This is a genomic window from Methylobacterium goesingense, from assembly GCF_022179225.1.
Taxonomy (GTDB): Bacteria; Pseudomonadota; Alphaproteobacteria; order Rhizobiales; family Beijerinckiaceae; genus Methylobacterium; species Methylobacterium goesingense.
Map to the genome: position 1 here is coordinate 57,937 of NZ_BPQL01000066.1, position 23,080 is coordinate 81,016.

22 protein-coding genes are annotated in these 23,080 nt (G+C 69.5%); 7 read left to right on the top strand and 15 right to left on the bottom strand.

What is annotated here, in order from left to right:
* Nucleotide 1: 1 nt before the first annotated feature.
* From flbD to MFF30_RS12645, 8 genes are all read right to left on the bottom strand, one after another.
* A complete protein-coding gene (flbD, locus tag MFF30_RS12610) occupies nucleotides 2-1,369 on the bottom strand; it encodes a sigma-54-dependent transcriptional regulator FlbD (protein WP_238279769.1) in 1,368 nt (455 codons plus the stop codon).
* 170 nt (nucleotides 1,370-1,539) lie between these two features.
* Nucleotides 1,540-1,884 carry a flagellar motor switch protein FliN gene (gene fliN, locus MFF30_RS12615; RefSeq protein ID WP_238279770.1) on the bottom strand — a complete coding sequence of 115 codons (345 nt, stop codon included), beginning with the start codon at nucleotides 1,882-1,884 and terminating at the stop codon, nucleotides 1,540-1,542.
* A gap of 21 nt (nucleotides 1,885-1,905) precedes the next feature.
* Nucleotides 1,906-2,505: a FliH/SctL family protein gene (locus MFF30_RS12620; protein ID WP_238279771.1), complete on the bottom strand. Its 600-nt coding sequence runs from the start codon at nucleotides 2,503-2,505 to the stop codon at nucleotides 1,906-1,908.
* Nucleotides 2,502-3,554 carry a flagellar motor switch protein FliG gene (gene fliG / locus MFF30_RS12625; protein ID WP_238279772.1) on the bottom strand — a complete coding sequence of 351 codons (1,053 nt, stop codon included), beginning with the start codon at nucleotides 3,552-3,554 and terminating at the stop codon, nucleotides 2,502-2,504. Before fliG ends, MFF30_RS12620 begins: the two co-directional genes overlap by 4 nt.
* 39 nt (nucleotides 3,555-3,593) lie before the next feature.
* Nucleotides 3,594-5,210, bottom strand: coding sequence for a flagellar basal-body MS-ring/collar protein FliF (gene fliF / locus MFF30_RS12630; protein WP_238279773.1), 1,617 nt, complete (start codon nucleotides 5,208-5,210; stop codon nucleotides 3,594-3,596).
* A 211-nt stretch (nucleotides 5,211-5,421) separates the two neighbouring features.
* Entirely contained in the window at nucleotides 5,422-5,697 is a 276-nt protein-coding gene (sciP, locus tag MFF30_RS12635) for a CtrA inhibitor SciP (RefSeq protein WP_018044452.1), read from the bottom strand.
* A gap of 100 nt (nucleotides 5,698-5,797) precedes the next feature.
* Nucleotides 5,798-6,472: a flagellar hook assembly protein FlgD gene (locus MFF30_RS12640; RefSeq protein WP_238279774.1), complete on the bottom strand. Its 675-nt coding sequence runs from the start codon at nucleotides 6,470-6,472 to the stop codon at nucleotides 5,798-5,800.
* 12 nt (nucleotides 6,473-6,484) lie between these two features.
* Nucleotides 6,485-8,155 carry a flagellar hook-length control protein FliK gene (locus MFF30_RS12645; RefSeq protein WP_238279775.1) on the bottom strand — a complete coding sequence of 557 codons (1,671 nt, stop codon included), beginning with the start codon at nucleotides 8,153-8,155 and terminating at the stop codon, nucleotides 6,485-6,487.
* Nucleotides 8,156-8,460: 305 nt separating this feature from the next.
* Between MFF30_RS12645 and mnmA the strand changes: the two genes are divergently transcribed.
* From mnmA to MFF30_RS12665, 4 genes are all read left to right on the top strand, one after another.
* Nucleotides 8,461-9,612, top strand: a complete 1,152-nt coding sequence (mnmA, locus tag MFF30_RS12650; RefSeq protein ID WP_238279776.1) for a tRNA 2-thiouridine(34) synthase MnmA — start codon at nucleotides 8,461-8,463, stop codon at nucleotides 9,610-9,612.
* A gap of 66 nt (nucleotides 9,613-9,678) precedes the next feature.
* Nucleotides 9,679-10,332: a class I SAM-dependent methyltransferase gene (locus tag MFF30_RS12655; protein WP_238279777.1), complete on the top strand. Its 654-nt coding sequence runs from the start codon at nucleotides 9,679-9,681 to the stop codon at nucleotides 10,330-10,332.
* 62 nt (nucleotides 10,333-10,394) lie between these two features.
* A complete protein-coding gene (locus MFF30_RS12660) occupies nucleotides 10,395-11,171 on the top strand; it encodes a TVP38/TMEM64 family protein (protein ID WP_238279790.1) in 777 nt (258 codons plus the stop codon).
* Between the two features lie 191 nt (nucleotides 11,172-11,362).
* Nucleotides 11,363-12,844 carry a sensor histidine kinase gene (locus MFF30_RS12665; protein WP_354466057.1) on the top strand — a complete coding sequence of 494 codons (1,482 nt, stop codon included), beginning with the start codon at nucleotides 11,363-11,365 and terminating at the stop codon, nucleotides 12,842-12,844.
* 46 nt (nucleotides 12,845-12,890) lie between these two features.
* On the opposite strand, the gene bioB is transcribed toward MFF30_RS12665, so the two are convergent.
* Nucleotides 12,891-13,910, bottom strand: coding sequence for a biotin synthase BioB (gene bioB / locus MFF30_RS12670; protein ID WP_238279779.1), 1,020 nt, complete (start codon nucleotides 13,908-13,910; stop codon nucleotides 12,891-12,893).
* Between the two features lie 49 nt (nucleotides 13,911-13,959).
* Nucleotides 13,960-14,844: a fumarylacetoacetate hydrolase family protein gene (locus MFF30_RS12675; RefSeq protein WP_238279780.1), complete on the bottom strand. Its 885-nt coding sequence runs from the start codon at nucleotides 14,842-14,844 to the stop codon at nucleotides 13,960-13,962.
* Nucleotides 14,845-15,294: 450 nt separating this feature from the next.
* Between MFF30_RS12675 and MFF30_RS12680 the strand changes: the two genes are divergently transcribed.
* Nucleotides 15,295-16,620: an OmpP1/FadL family transporter gene (locus tag MFF30_RS12680; RefSeq protein WP_373320895.1), complete on the top strand. Its 1,326-nt coding sequence runs from the start codon at nucleotides 15,295-15,297 to the stop codon at nucleotides 16,618-16,620.
* A gap of 147 nt (nucleotides 16,621-16,767) precedes the next feature.
* Here the strand turns inward: MFF30_RS12680 and MFF30_RS12685 are convergent, their stop codons facing one another.
* Together MFF30_RS12685 and MFF30_RS12690 are read right to left on the bottom strand one after the other, a co-directional pair.
* On the bottom strand, nucleotides 16,768-17,577 hold the full coding sequence (locus tag MFF30_RS12685) for a universal stress protein (protein ID WP_238279781.1): 810 nt from the start codon (nucleotides 17,575-17,577) through the stop codon (nucleotides 16,768-16,770).
* A 78-nt stretch (nucleotides 17,578-17,655) separates the two neighbouring features.
* Entirely contained in the window at nucleotides 17,656-17,952 is a 297-nt protein-coding gene (locus MFF30_RS12690; RefSeq protein WP_238279782.1) for a BON domain-containing protein, read from the bottom strand.
* 265 nt (nucleotides 17,953-18,217) lie between these two features.
* On the opposite strand from MFF30_RS12690, the gene MFF30_RS12695 reads away from it, so the two are divergent.
* Entirely contained in the window at nucleotides 18,218-19,036 is an 819-nt protein-coding gene (locus MFF30_RS12695; protein WP_238279783.1) for a universal stress protein, read from the top strand.
* A 101-nt stretch (nucleotides 19,037-19,137) separates the two neighbouring features.
* Here the strand turns inward: MFF30_RS12695 and MFF30_RS12700 are convergent, their stop codons facing one another.
* The 3 genes from MFF30_RS12700 to MFF30_RS12710 form a co-directional block, all read right to left on the bottom strand.
* On the bottom strand, nucleotides 19,138-19,965 hold the full coding sequence (locus tag MFF30_RS12700; RefSeq protein ID WP_238279784.1) for a Crp/Fnr family transcriptional regulator: 828 nt from the start codon (nucleotides 19,963-19,965) through the stop codon (nucleotides 19,138-19,140).
* Nucleotides 19,962-20,318 carry an Hsp20/alpha crystallin family protein gene (locus MFF30_RS12705; RefSeq protein ID WP_238279785.1) on the bottom strand — a complete coding sequence of 119 codons (357 nt, stop codon included), beginning with the start codon at nucleotides 20,316-20,318 and terminating at the stop codon, nucleotides 19,962-19,964. Before MFF30_RS12705 ends, MFF30_RS12700 begins: the two co-directional genes overlap by 4 nt.
* 463 nt (nucleotides 20,319-20,781) lie before the next feature.
* Entirely contained in the window at nucleotides 20,782-21,750 is a 969-nt protein-coding gene (locus MFF30_RS12710) for an alpha/beta hydrolase (protein ID WP_238279786.1), read from the bottom strand.
* A 435-nt stretch (nucleotides 21,751-22,185) separates the two neighbouring features.
* Between MFF30_RS12710 and MFF30_RS12715 the strand changes: the two genes are divergently transcribed.
* Nucleotides 22,186-23,080, top strand: an 895-nt coding sequence (locus tag MFF30_RS12715) for a TolB family protein (protein ID WP_373320894.1), incomplete at its 3' end; no start/stop codon positions are given.

A 23,080-nucleotide genomic window follows, 5' to 3' on the forward strand; every position in this document is an offset into this window, starting at 1 on the left:
ATCAGCCGTAGGCGGCCATGGCCCGCACGCTGCCGGGCTCGGCCACGGAGAGGCCGGCATCCACGTACTCGTTGAGCTTGTTGCGCAGGGTCCGGATCGAGATGCCCAGGATCTTGGCCGCATGCGTGCGGTTGCCGAGGCAGTGGTCGAGGGTGTCGAGGATGAGGTCGCATTCCACCTGCGCCACCGTCTGACCCACGAGGCCGCGGGTGGCGGCCTCGGCCACCCGCGCCGCGCGCTCGGCCGGCCCGGCCGAGACCGGCGCGATGCTGTCCCCCTCCGGCGTCAGGATCGCCTCCGGGCCGATCTCCGGGCCCGAGGCGAGCAGCACCGCCCGGTGCAGGGTGTTCTCGAGTTCGCGCACGTTGCCGCGCCACGGGTTAGCCCGCACCAGCCCCTGCGCTTCGGCGCTGAGCGGCCGTACCGGCATCCCGTTCACCTCGGCGTACTTGCGGCCGAAATGGGCGGCGAGTTCGAGGATGTCGCCGGGGCGCTCGCGCAGGGGCGGCAGGCGCAGGTGCACCACGTTCAGCCGGTAGTACAGATCTTCGCGGAAGGTGCCCTTGCGGACCTCCTCCACGAGGTTGCGGTTCGAGGTGGCGAGCACGCGGATATCGACCTTGACCGGCGCGGTGCCGCCGACCCGGTCGATGACCCGCTCCTGGAGGGCACGCAGCAGCTTCGATTGCAGCCGCACGTCCATCTCGGAGATCTCGTCGAGGAGCAGGGTTCCGCCATGCGCCTCCTCGAAGCGGCCGATGCGGCGGGCCACCGCCCCGGTGAAGGCGCCTTTCTCGTGGCCGAACAGCTCGGATTCGAGGAGCGCCTCGGGGATTGCGGCGCAGTTCACGGAGACGAAGGGGCGGTTGGCCCGGTTCGACTTGCCGTGGACGTGGCGGGCCAGCACCTCCTTGCCGGTGCCGCTCTCGCCGGTGATGAGCACGGAAGCCTCCGAGCGCGCCACCTGCTCGGCGAGCTTGACCACCCGCTCCATGGAGGCGTCACGCCAGACGAAGGCGCGCCCGTCCTCTGAGACCGCCTGCAGCACGGCGGCGATCAGCTCGGGGTCCGGCGGCAGGGGGATGTATTCCCGCGCGCCCGCCTCGATGGCCGCGACCGCCGCCCTGGCGTCGGTGGCGACTCCGCAGGCGATCACCGGGGTGCGGATGCGCTCGTCGGCGAGGGCCGTGACGAGTTCGCGGATCGCGAGCGTCACGTCGATCATGATGAGGTCCGCGCCCTTGGCGCGCAGCACCGCGAGCCCCTGGGCGAGGCTCTCGGCGTTGGTGACGGCCGCGCCCCGGTTCATGGCGATCTTCGAGGCGGTGATCAGTTCGCCGTTCAGGCGTCCGATGATGAGGAGGCGCATGGCCGAAGGTCTCCGTCAGGGTCGGCTTCGCGCGGGGGCGCGCGGCGGCCGGAAGGGCAGGGGGTCATACCAAATCCGTTTGATCCGTTCGGGATGGCGGATTTGGATTTCGCTCAAGCGCCGCGCGGGCTTGCCGATACGACATCCGCTTTGATGAAGCGGATGACGTATCAGTGGTCGCTCTTGATGATCTCGGTCATGGTCACGCCGAGGCGTTCCTCGACGAGCACGACCTCGCCGCGGGCCACGAGGCGGTTGTTCACGTAGATGTCGATGGCCTCGCCGACTTTGCGGTCGAGCTCAAGCACGGCGCCGGGCTGGAGCCGAAGCAGGTCGCCGATCGGCATGCGCGAGGAGCCGAGCACCGCCGAGACCATCACGGGCACGTCGAAGACCTGTTCGAGGTCGGCCGCGCTCTTGGGCGTGGTGGGTGCGTCGCGGATCGATTCGGTGCCGAGCCCGTCGAAGGAGGCATCCGTTCCGTTGAGCTGGGGCAGGCTGAAATCGTCGGACATGAGGGCTCTCGGGTTCGGGGATCAGGCGACGATGCCGAGGGCGGACAAGACGGCGCCCTCGATGCGGGCGCGGTCGCGGACGACGCCGCCATCGGCCCATTCCATGCGGGCGTCGCCGAGGGCGAGGTCGGGTTCGCCGAGGACGACGAGGCGGCCCTCGAAGCCGCGCTCGCGCGCCAGGCGTTTCACCAGAGCCTCGGATTCGTCGACGAGGCTCTCGTGGACCCGAACGACGAGGTGGGGCACGCCGCGCAGGTGCTGGAGCGCGGCCCGCGCCGCGTCGCCGATGGCGGCCAGCGGATGCGCGTCGAGGGCTTCACCGGCGATCCTGCGGGCGAGCGCGATGGCGAAGTCCATCGCCTCGTCCTCGCGGGCCGCGTCCCGGTCGTCGGACTGGCCGATCAGCCCCGCGGCGGCGAGGCCGAGGCGGGTGACGGCGTCCGAGAGCCGGGCCTGGACCTGCTGCTCGGCCAGAGCCTGGCCGTCGCGCAGGCCCCGCGCATAGGCCTCGGCCTCGGCCCGCAGCACGGCTTCCGCCTGCGCGGCCGCCTCCTGCTGGTGGACGGGATTGTCCGGGCGGGGCCGGAAATCGGTGTCGAAGAGGAACCGGCGCGCGTTCAATAGACCAGCTCCTCCTCACCGCTCGACTTGGCGATCATGATCTCGCCCTTCTCGGCCAGCTCCTTGGCGAGTTCGGTCATCTTGGCCTGGGCCTCGTCGACGTCCTTCAGGCGGATGGGCCCGAGCGAACCCATCTCGTCGGTGATGTTCTTGGCCGCCCGGGTGGACATGTTCTTCAGGAAGAAGCCGCGCACGCGCTCGTCGGCGCCCTTGAGCGCACGGCACAGGGTCTCGTTGTCGATCTTGCGCAACAGGGTCTGGACGCTGCCCGCATCGAGCTTGAGCAGGTCCTCGAAGGTGAACATGAGTTGGCGGATCTTCTTGGCCGAGCCCCGGTTGGCCTGATCGAGGGCCGTGAGGAACCGTCCCTCCGTCTGCCGGTCGAAGGCGTTGAAAACGTCGGCCATGAGCTCGTGGGCGTCGCGCCGTGTGGTCTGCGCGATGGTGGAGACGAACTCGACCCGCAGGGTCTCCTCGATGTGGCGCAGGGCCTCCTTCTGGACCGTCTCCATCCGGAGCATCCGGCTGAGGACGTCGATGGCGAATTCTTCGGGCAGGATGGTCAGCACCTTGGCGGCATAGTCCGAGCGCACCTTGGAGAGCACCACCGCCACGGTCTGCGGGTACTCGTTGCGCAGGAACGAGGCCAGGATCTCGGGGTCGATCTGGGTCAGGCTCGCCCAGACGCGCTTGCCCGAAGCTCCCTTGATCTCCGCCATGATCGCCGAGACCTGCTCGCTCGGGAAGATCTTCAGGAGGAGCGATTCCGTGCGCTCGAAATTCGACGTGATGCCGCCGCCCGAAGACAGGCGCGAGACGAAGTCGACGATGAGCTTCTCGACCGTCTCGGCCTCCAGGGACCCGAGCTGAACCATGGCGTGCGAGACGAGCTTGACCTCGTCCTCGTCGAGCATCTGCCAGATCGGCGCGCCCTCGCTCTCGCCGAGCAGCAGCAGCAGCGCGGCGGCGCGCTGGGCGCCCGTCATGGCCCCGAAGGCGCCGTTGCTGCCCTTGGCGAGCTCGGCCTGGATGTTCAGTCCCGACGACATGGGCTCAACGCCTCGCGGCTGCGTGAAGGAGGATCGGCATCAGCTCTCGTGAATCCAGTTGCGGAGGACTTCCACGGTCTCGCTCGGGCTGGCGCGGACCATGTCGACCACGCGCTGCACCGTCTCGGCCTGGACCTTGCCGTTGAGCTGGGCAAAATCCACGAGGCGCGCGGTGGCGTTCTCGGGCTGGGCCAAGAGTGCCTCCGCGTTCCCCGCGACGGCACCGGCGCCCCCGGCCCCGGCGACGAGGGCGATCTGGATCGGGTCGGTCGCCAGCACCTTCTTGAGGAGCGGGCGCACCACCGCCATCAGCACGATCAGCGTCAGCATGGTGAGGACGGCAAGTTCGACGATGCGCATCACCTCCTCCTTGGAGGGGCTGAGCAGCGACTGGATCAGGCTCGGCTCCACGAAGGCGGCCTGCGCGGGCGATTCGGCGAAGCGCAGGTTCACCACCTCGACCTGATCGCCCCGCGCCTTGTCGAAGCCGATGGCGGTGCGAACCAGGGCGGCGATCCGCTCGACTTCCGCCGCCGGGCGCGGCTGATAGACCGCCTTGCCGTCGGGACCGGCCACGTAGGCGCCGTCGATCACCACCGCCACCGAGAGCCGCTTGACCCGGCCGCCCTCGGCGACCTCGGTCTTCGTCACGCGGGAGATCTCGTAGTTGGTGGTCTCCTCGTTCTTGTTCGTCGAATCCTTCTGGGTCGGAGCCTGTCCGGGCTGGTTGGCGCCGGGCAACTCGTTGCCGACGCTGACCGCGCCCTCGGCGCCGCCCGAAAGCGCGTTCTCGCTGCGGGTCTGGGTGGAGCGCACGACCCGGCTCTCGGGATCGTAGCTCTCCGAGCGGCTCTCGATGCGGTTGAGGTCGAGCTCTGCGCTGACCTGGACGCGGGCGCGCCCGGCCCCGACGATGCCCGCGATGATTTCCTCGATCTGGGAGCGCAGGCGCCGCTCGATGCCGACCTGCTTCTCCTCCATGCCGGCCCCGGTCTCGGCCTCGGCCCCGCGCGCGCCGTCGGCCAGGAGCCGACCGCGCTCGTCCACGATGGAAACGCGCTCCGGCTTGAGCCCCTCGACCGCCGACGCCACGAGGTGACGGACGGCGCGCACCTGCGAGGCGTCGAGGTCACCCATCAGCTTGAGGACGATGGCGGCGCTCGGGCTCTCGCGGTCGCGCTCGAACAGGCGGCGCTCCGGGATTACGAGGTGGACGCGGGCGGCCTGAACGCGCCCGATCGCCCGGATCGAGCGGGACAACTCGCCCTCGAGCGCCCGCAGGTGGTTCACGTTCTGGACGAAGTTGGTGGACGAGAAGGCGTCGCCCTTGTCGAAGATCTCGTAGCCGACGCCGGCCTGGCTCGGCAGGCCCTTGCCGGCGAGGTCCATGCGCAGGCGCGGGAGGTCGGCGCGGGGCGCCATCACGGTCTGGCCGGCATCGCCCCGGGTCTCGTACTTGATGCCGCGCGCATCGAGGTCGCGGATCACGGCCGAGGAATCCGACATCGACAGGTCGGCGAAGAGCACGCCCATGTCGGGCTTCGAGACGCGCAGGATCACGAAGGCGAAGAAGCCGATCAGCGTCATCGTGACGGCGGCCATGGCGGCGAGCCGCGCCGGTCCGAGCTTTGCCACGAGGTCGAAGACCGGTTTCACGACGCCACGTACCCATCCGACCCGAAGCGACGGACACTCCGCGCTCGCCCGGCAAAATTTGCCCAGGCCATGGTTAGCGTCCGGTTAACGAATGGCACGCAGGGCGCCGCATCCCGGCTCCGGAATCGCGAAAGCCGCGCCCGGATGAGGGGACGCGGCTTCCGATGACGGGGCCCTGGTGGTTCGACCGATGCCCCGGCGGGTCTCGCGCTCAGTGCCGGTAGTGCTGGATGCGCGTGGTGCGCAGGCCGGCCAGACCGTGCTGATCGATGGAGAACTGCCAGCTCAGGAATTCCTCCGTGGTGAGGGTGTAGCGCTGGCAGGCTTCTTCGAGGCTGAGCAGACCGCCCCGGACGGCGGCAACCACTTCGGCTTTGCGACGGATGACCCATCGACGGGTGGTGGTCGGCGGAAGATCCGCAATGGTTAACGGACTTCCATCAGGCCCGATCACGTACTTCACTCTCGGGCGGCTTGGTTCGGTCATGATACGCTCTACAACTCGACTGACCTGTCGAGATTGGAAGCTAGTCCTGCCCGCTTAAGATATCTTGAAGCGGTTCGATCGCTTTGGAATCATACGGCGTTCATGTGGACAACTTGGCGCCGATGTTCTGAACGGCCGAGAGCGGGATCCGGGTCGTGCCGAGCAGGAGCACCGGTTCCGTCCCCGTGAGGTCGATGCCGTCCACGGTCCCGGCGACCTGGGTGTCAACGGCCACCTTGGCGCCCGTCGCGTCCACCGCGTCCACCTTGATCGCGTAGGTGCCGTCGGCGGACGTGAAGCCGCTGGTGGAGCGGCCGTCCCAGGCGAAGGTCTGGACGCCGGCGGCCAGCGCCTTGGTCTGGGTCGCGACCACGTTGCCCTTGGCGTCGCTGATCGTGATCCGGGCCTGCGTCGCGGCTCGGGCCGGGGTCAGGGTCCAGCTGGCCGCGCCGCTCTTCAGGGCGGTGGTCCTGCCGTCCGCCGTGATGGTCTGGCCGATGAACCCCGTGGCCGAGGCCGCGCTCGACGACTTCGCGTTGGTGAGGATCGAATCGAGGCGGTCGTTCGACTTCAGCTGCTGCTCGACGCCGGCATACTGCACCAGTTGCTGCGTGAACTGGTTGGTATCCATCGGGTCGAGGGGGTTCTGGTTCTTCAACTGCGTGGTGAGCAGCGTCAGGAACTGCGTGAAGTTGCCCGCCAGTTCCTGCGACGAAGTCTTGGTGGCCGCACCCGTGGCGGTGCTGCTTGTGGTGCTGCTGATGCCGGACGCCATGGGATCGTTTCCTCAGATTCGGATGTCGATGCCGCGTCCGGCGCCGTAGAGGCGCTGCAACACGGCATCCAGCGGGATTTGGGTCTCTTGGCTGGGTCGACGCGGCTGGCCCTGGGAGCCCGAGCCATGAGCGCCGGAACCTTGCGCGCCCGAGCCTTGCGCGCCCGAGCCTTGACCGTTCGAGCTTTGGCCGTCCGCTCCGCTGCCGGCCCCGTCGCCGCGCAGGCTCAGGGAGATGCTGCCGTCGGGGGCGTCGAGACCGGCCTGGGTGAGCGCCTGCTGCAGGTTGCCGGCGTCGCGCTGAAGCAGCGCCAGGGTCTCGGGCCGGTCGACCACCAGGCTGGCCTGAACCGCGCCGGTCTCCTTGTCGATGGCGAGGTTGACCTCGATCCGGCCGAGATCCTTCGGATCGAGGCGGATCTCGAAATTATTGCTGCCCGAGAGCGAGCGCAGGCCGATCGTCATCGGCACCGCCCCCAGGGGGATTGGTAGTGGGGTCTGGGCCTCGTGCCTGACCGTCATCGCCGCCTGCGACGCGGGCGCTTGCGCTGCCGGCGCCGGGGCGGGTGTTTGTGCCAGGAGCGCCGTGGGATCGGCATTCGCCGCCAGGAACGACGCGGCCTCGCCGTCCTTCGAGGAGACTGCCGATTCGCCCGAGGTCGCGGCCTCGCCCCCGCCCGGGCGGGACGCACCGCGCGGGCCGGATGCAGCCGCCCCGGCAAGCTGCGCTCCGGCGACCGAGGCGGCGACCTCGCCCGTCCGGGTCGCGGGCGGCGGCTGGGTCGGGCTGGCCGAAGACATCGGGCCTGGAGTCGCGGGCTGGAGCGAGGCCAGGACCCCGGCGAGACCGGCCCCGGCCTGCGCCGAATCCGCGACATCCTGCGGCGTCGATGACGAGACGACGGATTCGGCGTTCGGATCGATCTCCCCCGCCTGGGTCGCGAACGCGGCGACCATCCTCTGCGCGACAGAGGTACCGGCGGGCGTCGTCGCCGGAGCCGTACCCTCGGACGGCTGCGTCCCGGCGGAGACCGGGGCCGCGGGCTGCGCGAGCGCGGCCGGGTGCGTGATCGGATTGGCCGGGGCGGCCTCCGTTTGCATCGCCGGCGCCGTACCCTCGGACGGCAGAATCCCGGCGAAGGCCGGGGGCGCGGGGAGCACAATCACGACCGGGGGTGGCGTCGGATTGACCGGGGCGGCCTCCGTCTCCTGGAGCGCGTCGGGCGTCGTCTCGGTATCCGCCTTCGTGGCTGGGTCAGTCGCCGCGCCGGAGGCGTCCGGTGCTGCCCCGGCGACCGCTATCGCGGCGGAGGTCGGCTCGGAGGACCCGGCATCCGGCGCGGAACCAGCATCCGGTAGCGGACCGGCACCCGGTGTCGCCGCCGTCCGGGACGACGGGTTGCGGGCCGCCTGCGCCGAACTCGTCGGGGCACGCGATGAAGCCCGGTCCGCCGCCGACGATCGCCGCTCCAGCAAGGGCAGGAAATCCGTCGCCGCGGCGGAGGCGTCCGGTTCGTGCGTGGGCGCCCTGGGTTCCGTCGCCTTGGGTTCAGTCGCCTTGGACGCTTCGCGCACCGGCGGCGCGACCTCCCGGGCCGGCGGGTCGATCCGAAAGGCGCGGGCACCCGGCTCCCGGGATCGGGCGGGCATCGCCGAGGCGAGGCGCGGAGTCGAGGAATCCATATCAATCGCCGGAAAGGCCATGCGCCGCGTTTCTCCCTGGGCGACGGAGCGCAAGCGGCGGGCCAGACGTGAGGCGCGACAAGGCACTGATTCTGAAGGGATTGCTTGCGATCCGGCATCGGCCGGGATCGCGCGGCTCGGCAATTCCTGCCCCGACCCGGCAGCTTTGACCACGTGCCCCACGTCGCGGTCGCGCGCGTCGCCCGGGGAGAGCCCCGATACGCCCGCCCTGGAAACCCGGGGCGAGGATCGCTATAGACTCACGCGTAGGGTCGGACCGGCCCTCTCCGGCAAACCCTGGCGCAATGAACTCCCTCGATCTTCCCAAGGCTCCGCACGAGACGCGCGTCGTCGTCGCCATGTCGGGCGGCGTCGATTCCTCCGTCGTGGCCGGGCTCCTGAAGCGCCAGGGCTACGACGTCGTCGGCATCACGCTCCAGCTCTACGACCATGGCGCCGCCACGCACCGCAAGGGCGCCTGCTGTGCCGGCCAGGACATCCACGACGCCCGCCGGGTGGCCGAGGCCCTCGACATCCCGCACTACGTCCTCGACTACGAGGACCGCTTCCGCGAATCCGTGATCGACCGCTTCGCCGAGAGCTATCTGGCCGGCGAGACCCCGATTCCCTGCGTGGAGTGCAACCGCTCCATCAAGTTCCGCGACCTGCTGCGCACGGCCCGCGATCTCGAGGCGGATTGCCTCGCCACGGGCCATTACGTGGCGAGCCGCCCGGAGGCGGCCGGCGGGCGCGGGCTCTACCGGGCCCTCGATCCGGCCCGCGACCAGAGCTACTTCCTCTACGCGACCACGGCCGAGCAGCTCGACTTCCTGCGCTTTCCCTTGGGCGAGTTGCCCAAGGACGAGACGCGGCGGCTCGCCCGGGAACTCGGCCTCGCGGTGGCCGAGAAGGCCGATAGTCAGGATATCTGCTTCGTGCCGCAGGGCCGCTACGCCGACGTGATCGCGCGCCTGCGCCCCGACGCGGCCCGGGCCGGCGACATCGTCGACCTCGGCGGACAGGTGCTGGGGCGGCACGAGGGCATCATCCACTACACCGTCGGCCAGCGCCGGGGCCTGCGCCTCGCCGTGGGCGAGCCCCTCTACGTGATCCGCCTGGAGCCGGACACCGCCCGCGTGGTGGTCGGCCCGCGCACGGCCCTGGCCACGAGCCGGATCCGCCTCGGGGACATGAACTGGCTCGGCGGACCGGGCGAGGCTGCCGCGCGCCCCGTGGCGGTGCGCGTGCGCTCCACCCGTGAGCCCCGGCCGGCGCTCCTCTTCCGCGACCCCCAGGGCGACGGGGCCGAGATCGAGCTCGCGACTCCCGAGGACGGCGTCTCGCCCGGGCAGGCCTGCGTGATCTACGCCGATGACGGCCCCCGCGCCCGCGTGCTCGGCGGCGGCACCATTCGGCGGGTCGACGCGTTGGCCCGCGGCGCTGCGCAAGCTGCCTGACCGAACAAGTCGCCCGACCGCGCAAGGCCCATCCACCCTCTCCCCACACAGGACTTCGAGATCGTCATGCTGAGCGAGCCGCGGGAGGCCGGTCCAAGCACCGCCCTGATGCGCAAGGCCTATGCGCGCTGGGCGCCGGTCTACGACGTCGTCTACGACAAGCTCACCGAGCCAGCCGCCCGCGACGCGGTCGAGGCCGCCGTCGCCTGCGGGCCCCGCATCCTCGAGGCCGGCGTCGGCACGGGGTTGTCGCTCGGCTACTACCCGCCCACGAGCTTCGTCTGCGGCGTCGACCTCTCCGAGGACATGCTCAAGCGCGCCCGCGCCAAGGTGCTGCGCCGGGGCCTGCGCCACGTGCGCGGCCTCCAGGTCATGGACGTCTGCCGCCTCGGCTATGCCGATGCCAGCTTCGACGCGGTGGTGGCCCAGTTCCTGATCACGCTGGTGCCGGACCCGGAAGCCGCGCTCTCCGAGTTCCTGCGCGTGGTCCGGCCCGGCGGCGAGATCGTCCTCGCCAACCACTTCGGACAGAGCACCGGCCCGGTGGCCAAGGTCGAGGAGATCGTTGCCCCGCTCTGCACCAAGATCGGCTGGTCCTCGGACTTCAAGTCGACCCGGATCGAGGCCTGGGCCCGGTCGCACGGGGTCGAGTTCATCGGCGTCGCGCCGACTTTCCCCGGCGGGTTCTTCAAGATCCTGCGGATGCGCAAGCCCGGGTGAGCACGCGCCCGCCCTCCTTGGCCGAGCCGACCCCGGAATCACCGGCGGCGCGGCCCACGCGGATGCGGCGGGTCCTGCGCTGGCTCCCACTCCTGCTCCTGGTCGGGGCCTCGCTCGCCGCTCTGGTCTCGGGCGCCTCGCATCTCCTCAGCCTCGACCGGCTCCTGGCCTCGCGGGCCTGGTTGATCGCCTGGGTGGCGGAGGACCGCTTCCGCGCCATGGTGGTGGCCTACCTCGTCTACGTCTCGGCGGTGGTCGTCTCGGTGCCGGCCTCGCTGTTCCTGACGATGCTGTGCGGCTTCCTGTTCGGCATCGTGCCGGGCGCCCTGATCGCCCTGGCCTCGGCGACGACGGGGGCCGCCATCGTCTTCACCATCGGGCGCGGGGCGGCGGCCGATCTGCTGCTGCGCCGGGCCGGACCCCGGCTCGCCGGGCTCGCGGCCGGGTTCCGCGCGGATGCCTTCGGCTACATCGCCTTCCTGCGGCTGCTGCCGATCTTCCCGTTTTGGATGACGAACCTCGCGCCGGCCGCCTTCGGGGTGAAGCGCAGCACCTTCGTGCTCGCGACCCTGGTGGGGCTGCTGCCCGGCGTCTTCATCTACGCCTCCACCGGAGCGGCCATCGAGGAAGTGGTCCTTGCCCACGAGAGCGCCAAGGCGGCGTGTCTGGCCGCCGACGGGCTCGACTGCGAGAACGCCCTGACCCTGCGGACCCTGGTGACCCCCAGGATGGTCGCGGGCCTCGGCGCCCTGGCGGCCTTCGCGCTGTTCTCGGTATTCCTCCGCAGGCGCTTCCAGCGCACATCGCGTGCCGGCGCCGCCGGTATGGAGGAACCGTGAATTTCTGATCGAATTTAGCCATAAGTCTGATCAGAATCTGCGAGACGCGGGGCAGCCTAACGGCCTCATGAGCGTTATGAGGTCAAATCGCGCATCGAGCTTACGCTCTGGAAACGCCGTCGGGTCACCGTCAGCCGGACCTCAAGCCGACACCCGCCGCGCCGAGGGGACCGGGAACCCGAAGAACCAAGATGGGTGTGAATTCACGCGTTGTGTTCGATCAGGAGGTCGCCGCGCCCAGCGTGCCGGCGGCGCGCGGCCTCGGCCGGCACCTCGGCCTGTCCGGGCGCCTCTTCCTGCTGACGGTGGCCTTCGTGGCCGTCATCGAAGTGCTGGTCTACGTGCCCACGGTCGCCAATTACCGGCGCATGTGGCTGTCCGATCGGATCGCGGCCGCGCAGGTGGCCGCCCTGGTGCTCGACGCGGCCCCCGACCAGCGCGTCTCGGAGAGCCTCGCCCAGCGCCTCCTGGCGGGGGTGGGCGCGCGGGCCATCGTGGTGCAGGGCAACGGCACCCGGCGCCTGCTCTCCAACGAGACGGTGCCGGACGCGGTCTCCGACCACATCGACCTGCGCGAGGAGGACCTGATCGAGTCGATCCGCGGCGTGGCCCGCACGCTGATGGCGGACGGCACCCGTCCGATTCGCGTCATCGGGCACGGCAGCGACGGCTTCGACCTCGTGGAGATCCTGATCGATTGCCTGCCGGTGCGCGACGCCGTGACGGCCTTCGCGATCCAGCTCGCCCTGTCGTCCCTCGCCATCGCGGCGGCGGTGGCGGGCCTGATCTTCCTCGTCCTGCAGCGGGCCATCGTCCGCCCGGTGCGGCGGCTCGTGCACAACATCACGGAATTCGCGCAGGACCCGGAGGCGGCCGACGGCGTCATCGTGCCCTCGCGGCGCACCGACGAAATCGGCAACGCGGAGGTGGCGCTGGCGCAGATGGAGACGGCGCTGGCCCGCGAGCTGCGCGAGAAGCGGCATCTCGCTGACCTCGGGCTCTCGGTCAGCAAGATCAATCACGAGCTACGCAACCTCCTGACCACCGCGCAGCTCCTCAGCGACCGTCTCGACGGCGTCGCCGATCCGCTCGTCCAGCGCGTCGCCCCGCGCCTCGTGGCGACCCTCGACCGGGCGATTCGGTTCTGCGAGGAGACTCTGGCCTATGGCCGCGCCACGGAGCGCAATCCGAACCGGCGCCTGGTGCCGCTGGCCGCCATCATCGCCGAGCAGGCGGACCTGTCGGGGCGCGAGCGCGATTCGGACATCGTGATCCGCGAGATCTGCCCGAACGGCCTGCGGATCTGCGTCGATCCGGACCAGTTTTCCCGGGCGCTCGCCAACATCGTGCGCAACGCGGTCCAGGCCCTGGCGCCGCCCGGCCCCGGCTACGAGGCGGTGACGCGCGTCGAACCCACCATCACCATCGAGGCGCGGCGCATCCAGACCGGGAGCGGCACCATGGTCCTGGTCACCGACAACGGCCCGGGCCTGCCTGCGCGGGCGCGCGAGCACCTGTTCAGCCCTTTCAAGGGCGCTTCGCGCCCGGGCGGCACCGGCCTCGGCCTCGCCATCGCGTCGGAGCTGATCCAGCTCAACGGCGGAACCCTGTCCCTCGACGAGACCCCGGCCGGCACCTGCTTCCGGATCGTGATCCCCGACCCGGTGGGGTGAACGGGCGGGGTCGCGCCGGACCCGAAGACCTGCCGGGGATCGCGCCTTACTCCGCCGCCGCCAGGGTCAGGCCCGGCACCGCGATGCCGAGGTCCTGCAGCAGTTCGGCGTCCGAATCGGTCTCGTTGTTGGCGGTGGTGAGCAGGCGCTCGCCGTAGAAGATCGAGTTGGCGCCGGCGAGGAAGCAGAGGATCTGGGCCTCGCGGGTCAGGCCCTTGCGGCCGGCGCTGAGGCGGACCCGCGCGCGCGGCATCACGATGCGAGCCGTGGCGCACATGCGCACGAGGTCGAGGGGGTCGACCGCCGGGCGGTCCTCCAGGGGCGTGCCCTCCACCGCCACGAGGGCGTTGATCGGCACGCTCTCCGGGTGGGGCGCATGGTTGGCCAGCACCTGGAGCATGCCGGCCCGGTCCTTCACGCCCTCGCCCATGCCGACGATGCCGCCGCAGCAGACGCCGATGCCGGCCGCGCGCACGTTCTCCAGGGTGGTCAGGCGGTCCTCGTAGGTCCGCGTAGAGATGATGTCGCCGTAGAAGTCCGGGCCGGTGTCGAGGTTGTGATTGTAGGAGGTGAGCCCGGCCTCCGCGAGGCGCCCGGCCTGCGAGGGGGTGAGCATGCCCAGCGTCACGCAGGCTTCCATGCCCAGACCGCGCACGCCCCGCACCATGGCGAGCACCGCGTCGAATTCCGGCCCGTCCTTGGGCTGGCGCCAGGCCGCGCCCATGCAGAAGCGGTGCGCCCCGTTGGCCTTGGCGGCGGCGGCCTCCCGCAGCACCGCATCGACCGGCATCAGCCGCTCGCGGGCCATGCCGGTGCCCTTGTGGTGGGCCGATTGCGGGCAGTACGCGCAATCCTCCGGGCAGCCGCCGGTCTTGATCGAGAGCAGGGCGGCACGCTGGATGTCGGCCGGGTCGTTGTGGGCGCGGTGGACCGCCGCTGCCCGATAGACGAGGTCGAGGAGCGGCAGGTCGTGGATCGCCTGGATCTCGGCCACGCTCCAGTCGTGGCGGATCGCGGCGGTCTCGGCGGCCGGGGTGGATGCGCGGGGGGCCAGGGTCTCGGTCATGGCCCCATGAGGCGAATCCCGGCCTAAAAATCAAGCCGGGCGTGCGGCCTCAATGCGTCGGCTCACCCGCCGCGACCTTCGCGGTCCAGTCGTCGAAGGCGACGATTTCCTGGCGCTGCGTGCCGAGACCCGCGATCCCGAGGGTCATCACGTCGCCGTTGCGCAGGAAGCGGGGCGGCTTGCGGGCCATGCCGACGCCGGGGGGCGTACCCGTGGTGATGACGTCGCCGGGCTCCAGCATCATGAAGTGCGAGACGTAGGCCACGAGTTGCGCCGGATCGAAGATCATCGTCGCGGTGGAGCCCGTCTGCATGCGGGTGCCGTTCACGTCCAGCCACATGGCGAGGTTCTTGAGGTCCGGGATCTCGTCGAGGGTGACGAGCCAGGGGCCCAGCGGACCGAAGGTCGGGCAGCCCTTGCCCTTCGCCCAGGTGCCGCCCCGCTCCATCTGGAATTCGCGCTCGGAGACGTCGTTGCAGATGCAGGCGCCCGCCACGTAGGACAGGGCCTCGTTGGCGTGCACGTAGGAGGCGCGCGCGCCGATCACGAGGGCGAGTTCCACCTCCCAATCTGTCTTGGCCGAGCCCTTGGGCAGGATCACCCGGTCGTTGGCGCCCCCGAGGCACGAGGGCGCCTTGTTGAACAGGATTGGTTCCGGCGGGATGTCGGCGCCGATCTCGGCGGCGTGGTCGGTGAAATTCAAGCCGATGGCGACGACATTGCGGGTGCCACCGACGCAGGGACCGAGGCGGGTCGCAGGGGGCAGGAGCGGCAGGCTCTCCGGGTCGATCCGGCGCAGGCGCTCCAGGGTCTCGCGCGACAGCACGGATCCGGCGATGTCGCGGACATGGTCCGAGAGGTCGCGCAAGCCGCCGCGTGCATCGACGAGGCCGGGCTTCTCGTCGCCGCTCTCGCCGTGACGGATCAGTTTCATCGCTCGTTCCTCCGCGCAGGATCTTTCCGGCAGACATCGATCGGACGGACCGGAACGGCAAGGGGCGCGGGACGCGGTCCGGTGGGCAAATCGCCAGCATGGTCACGGCCGATACCGCCGGGGTTGCCCGATTCGTCACCAAAAGGTCACACCGCCGCCCCGAGATGCGGCACCGGGCCATTTTTCTGTTTCGACGCTTATTCAAGCCGACAAAAGTTTAGATGTGAACCATTCTGCCTGTGCCCATCGGTTAGAGGCTCGCTTCCTGCAATATCGCGCAAATTCCAGTTTAGGTACAAAATTCTTCTTGGTCTTTACTTGCAGGTCCAGACATTGCGCAGTCGCTGAGGCCGCGTCATTGTCGTGTCCAAGGTGCAGCGTCCGGTCCGACAGGGCGGGACCAAGCCAAGCACCACGCATAGGGGTGGGTCTCACGACATGATGGGCACGATTCGGAGCCGTTCTTACCGCAGCTGGGCGCTCTCGGGCGTTTCCGTTGCTCTCCTCGCCGCCGGCGTCACGCAGGCCTCGGCCGGTGCCTTCGGCATCCGCGAGCAGAGCACCGAGGCACAGGGCATGGCCTTCGCGGGCACGGCCTCCGGCTCCGGCGGCGTCTCGTCGATGTTCTGGAACCCCGCCACCGTGACCATGCGGCCGGGCTGGGTCACCGAGCAGAACCTCAGCCTGATCAACCTGTCCGGCAAGATCACCCCGGAGGCGGGTACCAACCCGGCCTTCGCGCGCCTGGGCGACAGCGGCGACATCGGGCAGGGCGCGATCGTGCCGGCGGGCGCCACCTCCTACCAGCTGAACGACCGGCTCTGGGTCGGCATCCAGACCGGCGCGCCCTTCGGCCTCGTGACGAAGCCGCGCGACACCTGGGCGGGCGAGCTCTACGGCCGCTCGAACCGGATCTTCACCCTCGCCTTCAATCCGGTGATCGGCTTCAAGGTGAACGAGTGGCTCTCCATCGCCGCCGGTCCCAACATCGAGTATTTCAAGCTCACCCTGAAGCAGGCGCAGATCACCGGGGTGCCCTTCGACCCAGCGAACCTCGCGAGCGCGCGCCTGGCGGGCGATTCCTGGGGCGTCGGCTTCACGGCGGGCGTGCTGGTCACCCCCTGGGCCGGAACCGCCTTCGGCGTCGGCTACCGCTCCTCGGTCCATCACGACATCGAGGGTTCGCTCCGGCTGCCCGGCGCCGCCGCCCCCCTCGGCGGTCCGGTGGTGGCCAACCTGAACACGCCCGAGAAGGTCACGGTGGGCGTGACCCAGGCGATCAACCCCGTCACCCGCGTCAATTTCGGGTTCGAATGGGATAACTGGAGCCGCCTCAAGAACGTCGCCGTCGTCCCGCTGGTCCTCGGCCGCGCCGGGACCGCGCTGCCCCTGAACTACAAGGACGGGTTCACCTACGCGGTCGGTGCCGAGTACGACTGGTCGCCGGCTCTCACCGTCCGGGGCGGCGTCGCCTACGAGGTCTCGCCCATCGACTTCGAGAACCGCTCTGTGCGCCTGCCCGACAACAACCGCGTCAACGTCTCGGTGGGCGCGAGCTACCGCTGGAGCGAGAAGCTGGTCCTGACCGCCGCCTACTCGCACTTCTTCGTCGAGAAGGGCCGCATCCTGTCGGGCGCCGGGCGGGACTACAACGTTCAGAACATCGCCTTCGCGGGCGTCGCCGACAGCAGCGCCGACATCGTCTCGGTGGGCTTCCGCTACGTCTTCGGCGAGCCGGCGGTCGCCGCCCCAGCGCCGATCGTGCGCAAGTTCTGAGACGGGCAAGCTCCTAGACGGCTAAGCTCCGCAACGCGGGGCAGCAGGACCCGGCGGCCGTCGCAGACGACGACAGAGCCGTCATGCGGGATCATGAGGTTCCGCCTGCCGTTCATGGGGTCGCTCCGAACCGGGCGCGTGTTACCGTCAGTGGCTCATCAGGCAGCACATGGGGCAGCCGGCGAGCAGGTCACGGGTGACGCCGCCGAAGGCCCATTCGCGCAGGCGGCCGTGCCCGTAGGCGCCGGCCACGATCAGGTCGGCGGCATGCTCGCTGGCCGCCTCGACGAGCGCTTCGGCGGTCGAACTGCCGAGGGCGTCCTTCGCCACGGCGGATGCGTGGACGTCGTGGGCCTGGAGGAAGCCGACGACGTCCCGCGTGTCGGCGGCACCCGCGCCATCGTCGATGGCGAGCACCACGACGTGGGAGGCCCGCGCGAGGAAGGGCAACGCATCCCGCAGGGCGCGATGGGCCTCGCGCGTGGTCTTCCAGGCGACGGCCACCCGCTGCGCATCGAGATGCTCCACCCCCGGCGGCACGACCAGCACCGGGGCGCCGAGCCGCATCACCGCGTCGCCCGGATCGACCGACAGGAGCGGGTTGCCCGCATCGCCCCGGCCGACGACCACGAGGTCGGCGGCGGCCGACTGGCGGGCCAGGAACTCCATCGGAAAGTCCAGGTTCGAGCGCCACTCGACGCGGCTTCGGCCGGCGCCGGCTTCCTCGAAGGCCGCGTGCGCGATCCGCAAGTCGTTCAGGACGGCTTCCTGGACCGAGGCGAGGCAATAGGCGCTGCCGAGGGTCGGTCCCACCGGCGCGGCCTCGTAGGCCGGCATCTCGGCCGCGACCCCGATGAGGCGGGCCTTGAAGGCGTCGGCGAGGTGCCCGGCGAGGCGGATCCGGCCGCGGGTGGATTCATCGAGATCCACCGCGACCATGACGCTGGCATAGGACATCGGAATCCCCTGTTCGGCGACGGCGTCGGAGGGTCGGAGCGGGGTGAGCCGCGAGCCCGGCCCCGGCTCACGCGAGCGTCAGGTGGTCATCGACGGAGTGCACACCATGCGTCGTTCGCGACGCGGTTGCGGCGCGTGCCAGGCGTGCGGCTTGCCCACCAGGATCACCTCGGCGTCCGTCACCGTGATCGCGTCGACCATGCCGCGCACCGTCCGGGCCGCATTCTCGGCCACTACGTGCTCGCTGTCGCTCCCGACATGGCCCGTGCGCGTGACGATGCCTTTGTCCACGGCGACGCCAGTATGGGCCGTATCGATGCTGAGCGCGAAGTCGAACGCCTCGACGATGCGCTGGCGCAGGCTCTCGTCGTTCATGGAGACACTTCTTTCGCGGCGATTCGGTCCGGCAGGAGCGCGAGTGCGCCCGGTCGTGTGACGCATCCTGCTCCCCCGCAGGCCTGGCAACATTGATCCACCTCAAGGGAGAGACCGGCGCCGACGGGACAGGGCTTCGCGCCACGGCACGGGTGCGGCCCGTTCCGCGGACAGGACCGGCGCGGTGTTGAGGCAGATCAAGGCCCGGCACCGACACGGGCCGCACCCTGACGGCGTCGCACGTTCGAGCCCGGGAGCGGATCCGATGTCCTTTGCAAGCCTCATGGTCGCGGTCGATGACGGGCGCCACGCCGCGGCGCGGGTCCGTCTCGCCGCGGAACTCGCACACCGCTTCGGCGCGCGTCTGGTCGGGGCGGCCGGCGGCCTGCCGGACTATCCGCAGGGCTTCGGCGAAACCATCGTTCCAGCCGGCATGGCCATCGAGGAGATCCGGCAGGCCGCCCTCGACCGGCTCAGGGGCGCGGAGCAGATCTTCCGGGAGGCCTCGTGCCTGAACGATCGGGTCGCCTGGCGTTCCGACCTCGCCGCCCCGGTCCCCTTCCTGAACCGGCAGTCGCGGGCCGCGGACCTGATCGTCGTCGGGCGCCCCGCGGACGACGAGGAAATCTCCCCCGGCATGGCCGTCGACCTCGGCGACGTGCTGATGGGCAGTGGCCGACCCGTGCTGGTGGTCCCGCCGGGCGTCGAGCACCTCAAGGCGGGGCGCATCGTGGTGGGCTGGAAGAACACGCTTCAGACGCGCCGGGCCGTCTCGGACGCCCTGCCGTTCCTGCGGCGGGCCGACGCCGTCCAGGTGGTGCGGATCGCCGATGGCGAAGATCGGACCGAGATCGAGGACGTCGCCGCATACCTGACGCTGCACGACGTCAATGCGACCGCACAGGTCGTGACGTCGTCGGGTTGGACCGTCGCGCACGACCTCAGGACAGCGGCCGGCGCATTCGACGCGGACCTGATCGTGACGGGCGCCTACGGCTACAGCCGCCTGCGCGAATGGTTCTTCGGCGGCGTGACGCAGGACCTGCTGTCGAAAGGCGCTGTTCCCTGTCTGATGTCCCATTGATCGCGCAACCGCTCAGGTCCGATTCGCGTGACCCTGGATGACGCGAGCCGAGCGGTCCGAGGTCGTCGCCGGTGTCCCCGTCCAAGCCGGATCTGGACCTGTCAGAGAGCGACGGCGTTCCCGCCATCGACGACGCTGAGCCTTCGGAGCGGATCGAAGTCCGACAGGGACGGTTCGACCGGCTCGGGCAGGCGCAGGTAACCCGGGTCGAAGTCCGCATAGGCCGCGAGCCGATCGGGATCCGGGACGGTGATCACGCCTTTCACGAGCCTGATCCGGTCGGCGTCCTGGAGGGCGTGCAGCACGCGATTGACGTGAACGATGGAAATCCCCGCGATGTCGGCAATTACCGCCTGCCGGACGCCGTTGGCGAATGCTTCGCCTTCCCGGCATCCGACCGCGCGGAGCCGGGCCACGATCTCGCAGATGAGATGGGCGACGCGGCCTTCGGCATCCCGCCCGGCATTGACGAGCCAGCGCTGGGCGATGCCCAGTTCCAGGAGCGTCAACCAGGCAAGACTCCGCTCGATACCCGGGTGGGCTCGGACCAGGGAGCGCAGCGTGTCGTGGGCAATGTCGGCGACCGCGCAGGCCGACAGGGTTTCGACTTTGCCCGGAAGTTCGAGTGGAAGCAGCGAACGCGACGCGCAAAGGTCGCCGGGTAGAAACAGCGCCACGATGCGTCGATTTCCTCCGGGTTCCCGCACGGAGCGACAGGCCACGCCGTCGAGAATGAGGTGGAGGCCGCTCGGGCCTGCTCCACCGTCGAGTTCGGCACGCGCCGCCACGGGTCGCGGTTCAAGCGGAAGGGCAAGCAGGGCGTGACGGGCCACTTCGTCGAGGTGGTCGCTCCTCGCCAGCCGTCGGACCAGCCATACACGCATGGCCAATCCGCTCACGCCGACGCCGCTCATGCCGACGCCGCTCATGGGGCCCTGATCGCGATGCGCTGGGGCGCGAGTGACGTCATCGCGTCCTTGGGGAACCTCACCGTCAGGCCCCCCTCGTCCAGGCTGGCCGCAATGCCTTCGGCCTCGATGCAAGAGGGCAGGCCCGGGCTGCGGGCGGAGACGCCGTGGGAGCAGGCGGTGCTCGTCCGTGAACCCTTCTCCACGACATTCATGCGCGGCACGATACCGCCTCGCAGGGGCGCCGGCAGGCCGACGCGACGGTCACCGAACATCGGGTCGTCAAGCCGGTGCAACGGCCAGACGGAGGCTCGCTCATCGGCGGATGGCGTCGCGCCATGGTCGCCGAGGGTCGGAAGCGATCTCATATCCATGGGAAGGCCTCCCTATGGGCGGGGCCGGTAGGCCCGGTCTCAGGAAAGGTGCAGTTAGGCCTTCGCGTTGGCCTTGATCTGGATCAAGGCGCGAAGATCTGTGCGTTCGAGGCAATCCGATTCGCGAGATTCCCGTGTGGGCTCGCAAGTCTTCCGAACCCCCGCACCCCGCGCGCCGCAGACGCGACGCGGGCCATCCTCGAAAGATCGATCCGGTCCTTCGCACAGGATCTTTGGATGCGTGTTGCGACACTCCTGCCGACTTAGCCCTCGAGAGCGATCTGCTCCATTTTCTGGGATAAAGCCGTGATGCCGACACGACGATGCCGATCCTTCCGCGATCCAGCGCGGTCGTCGGTGCGTCGCGACAGGCTCATCGACCGCATCGTCTTCATCGGAGGTTCGTGGAAGCCCCGGCGGAGCGGGCAGCGCCCGGCGGCATCCGCGCGGCGGGCCGCGCCCGTCAGGCGCGAAGCGTGCGTCCAAGCTCCACAACCGCCCGGGTCAGAACGCCATCCGACGGCCGCAGGTGATCGTAGATCGTGAAGTGGTTCGCGCGCGGCGCCGGGATCAACGCTCCCGCCTGATGTCTGGCCGACCGATAGGCGTGAAAGGTTCGACTGTTCTCGACGAGCGCCGGCAGCTCGGCGGTGCCGTAGGCGAGCACCAGCGGCTTGTCGACAGGAGGCAGACGCAAGGGCGAGAGCGTCGCGATCTCGCCGTCGCTGAGATGCAGTTTCGCGTTCAGGTAGGTGTCTCGCAAGGGTCCGAGTTCGTAGATGCCGGACATCGCCAGACCGGCGCGCACGCTCGGATGTCCGAGACCTGCCGCGCAGAGATGGCCACCCGCCGACCAGCCCGACAGAATGATCGGTCCCGCGATACCGTGTGCCGGGCCTTCGGCGGCAAGCCAGTCGAGGGCACGATGAACCTCCGCCACGATCTCGGTGAGCGTCGCGTCCGGGGCCAGCGTGTAGCCCGGCATCGCGGCGGCGAAACCGGCGGCGAGGACGCCTTCCATCATGCAGGAGAAGTTCTCGCGCGAACGGGCCTGCCAGTAGCCGCCGTGAACGTGAACGAGACAGGGCGCCATGCGGTCGGAGGCGGGAAACAGATCCCACTTGTTGCGGGGGCGGGGCCCATAGGCGAGATCGATGGTACCGGCATGCTGCGCGCGGAGGCGGGCGGAGTCCGTCGTCCAACCCTCCACGATCCCCGCACTGCCCGGCACCGCAGTGGAGTTGTTGTAGGCGCTGTCGCGTTCGCCCTGACTCGCGGTCATCCAGTTGTCGGGGGCGGCGGTGAGCGCGTGTGCGGACACATCCGTCGCGAGGCCCGCAGCGGCGAGAGCACTTGCGGATGTGGCGAGCAAGCGACGACGATTTGGATCGGTCATCGACCTTACATAGCGCGAGCCCGCGCCGGGAACCACTCCGTGTCCGGCGACACCTCGGCGGCCCCGAAGCCGACCCCGCGGCCCGCCGGACGGTCGAGCCTGGCAGTTTCGCGAACGTTGTCCCAACATACGACACCACCAATCCAGCATCTAGGAACAAATACAATGGCACATTTGTCAGTCTTCATAACCACAAAGATACGGTAAAATTTTTCCACAACGAATGAATCGATCTTTTTGCTCGCACGTATAGCCAAATTCTGGATAAATCTGCGCCACAAAGGCACTCTATATTCTACTTTATCTGTGTTATCTGGTATTTTACTGACAAATCGTGTCAGCACGCAGGTTGAGGCCAGGACTTCTGGTGAGTATGTGTGATTTTGACACTTTCCTCATCATACGCACCGCGATACGCCCGTGCCATCGTTCGTGGGCATCTCCGCCGGCACGGGCACGCAGGACACGAGCATGGCCATCACACGCGTATCGACCGCTTCTGATGGAACGCAGGGCACCTCCGTCAGCCAAACGGCCGCAACGGGATCCCAGGTCTCGGCCGACGGGCGCTACGTCGTCTTCCAGAGCCTCGCCACCAACCTCGTGGCCGGCGATACGAACGCTCAGCAGGACGTCTTCGTCAAGGACACGCTCACCGGCACGGTCACCCTGGTCTCCACCAGCAGCGCGGGGGTGCAGGGCAACAGTACCAGCAACACCGCCTCGATCTCGGCCGACGGCACCCGTGTCGCCTTCCAGAGCAGCGCCAGCAACCTCGTGGCCGGCGACACGAACGGTCAGCAGGACATCTTCGTCAAGGACCTGACGACCGGCACCACCACCCGCGTCTCCACCGACAGCACGGGCGCGCAGACCACATCTGGCACCAGCACCACCCCCTCGATCTCGGCCGACGGCACCCGCGTTGCCTTCCAGAGCGGCGCCACCAATCTCGTGGCCGGCGACACGAACGGTTTGACCGACGTCTTCGTCAAGAACCTGACGACCGGCACCACCACCCGCGTCTCCACCGACAGCGCGGGCGCGCAGGTCAACGGTACCAGCAACAATGCCTCGATCTCGGCCGACGGCACCCGCATCGCCTTCCAGAGCATCGCCAACAACCTCGTAGTCGGCGACACGAACAGCTTGACCGACGTCTTCGTCAAGGACCTGACGACCGGCAACACCACCCTGGTCTCCACCGACAGCACGGGCGCGCAGGCCAGTAGCATCAGCAGCAACGCCTCGATCTCGGCCGACGGCACCCGCGTCGCCTTCCAGAGCACCGCCACCAACCTCGTGGCCGGCGACACGAATGGCGCCACGGACGTCTTCGTCAAGGATCTGGGCACCGGCACCACCA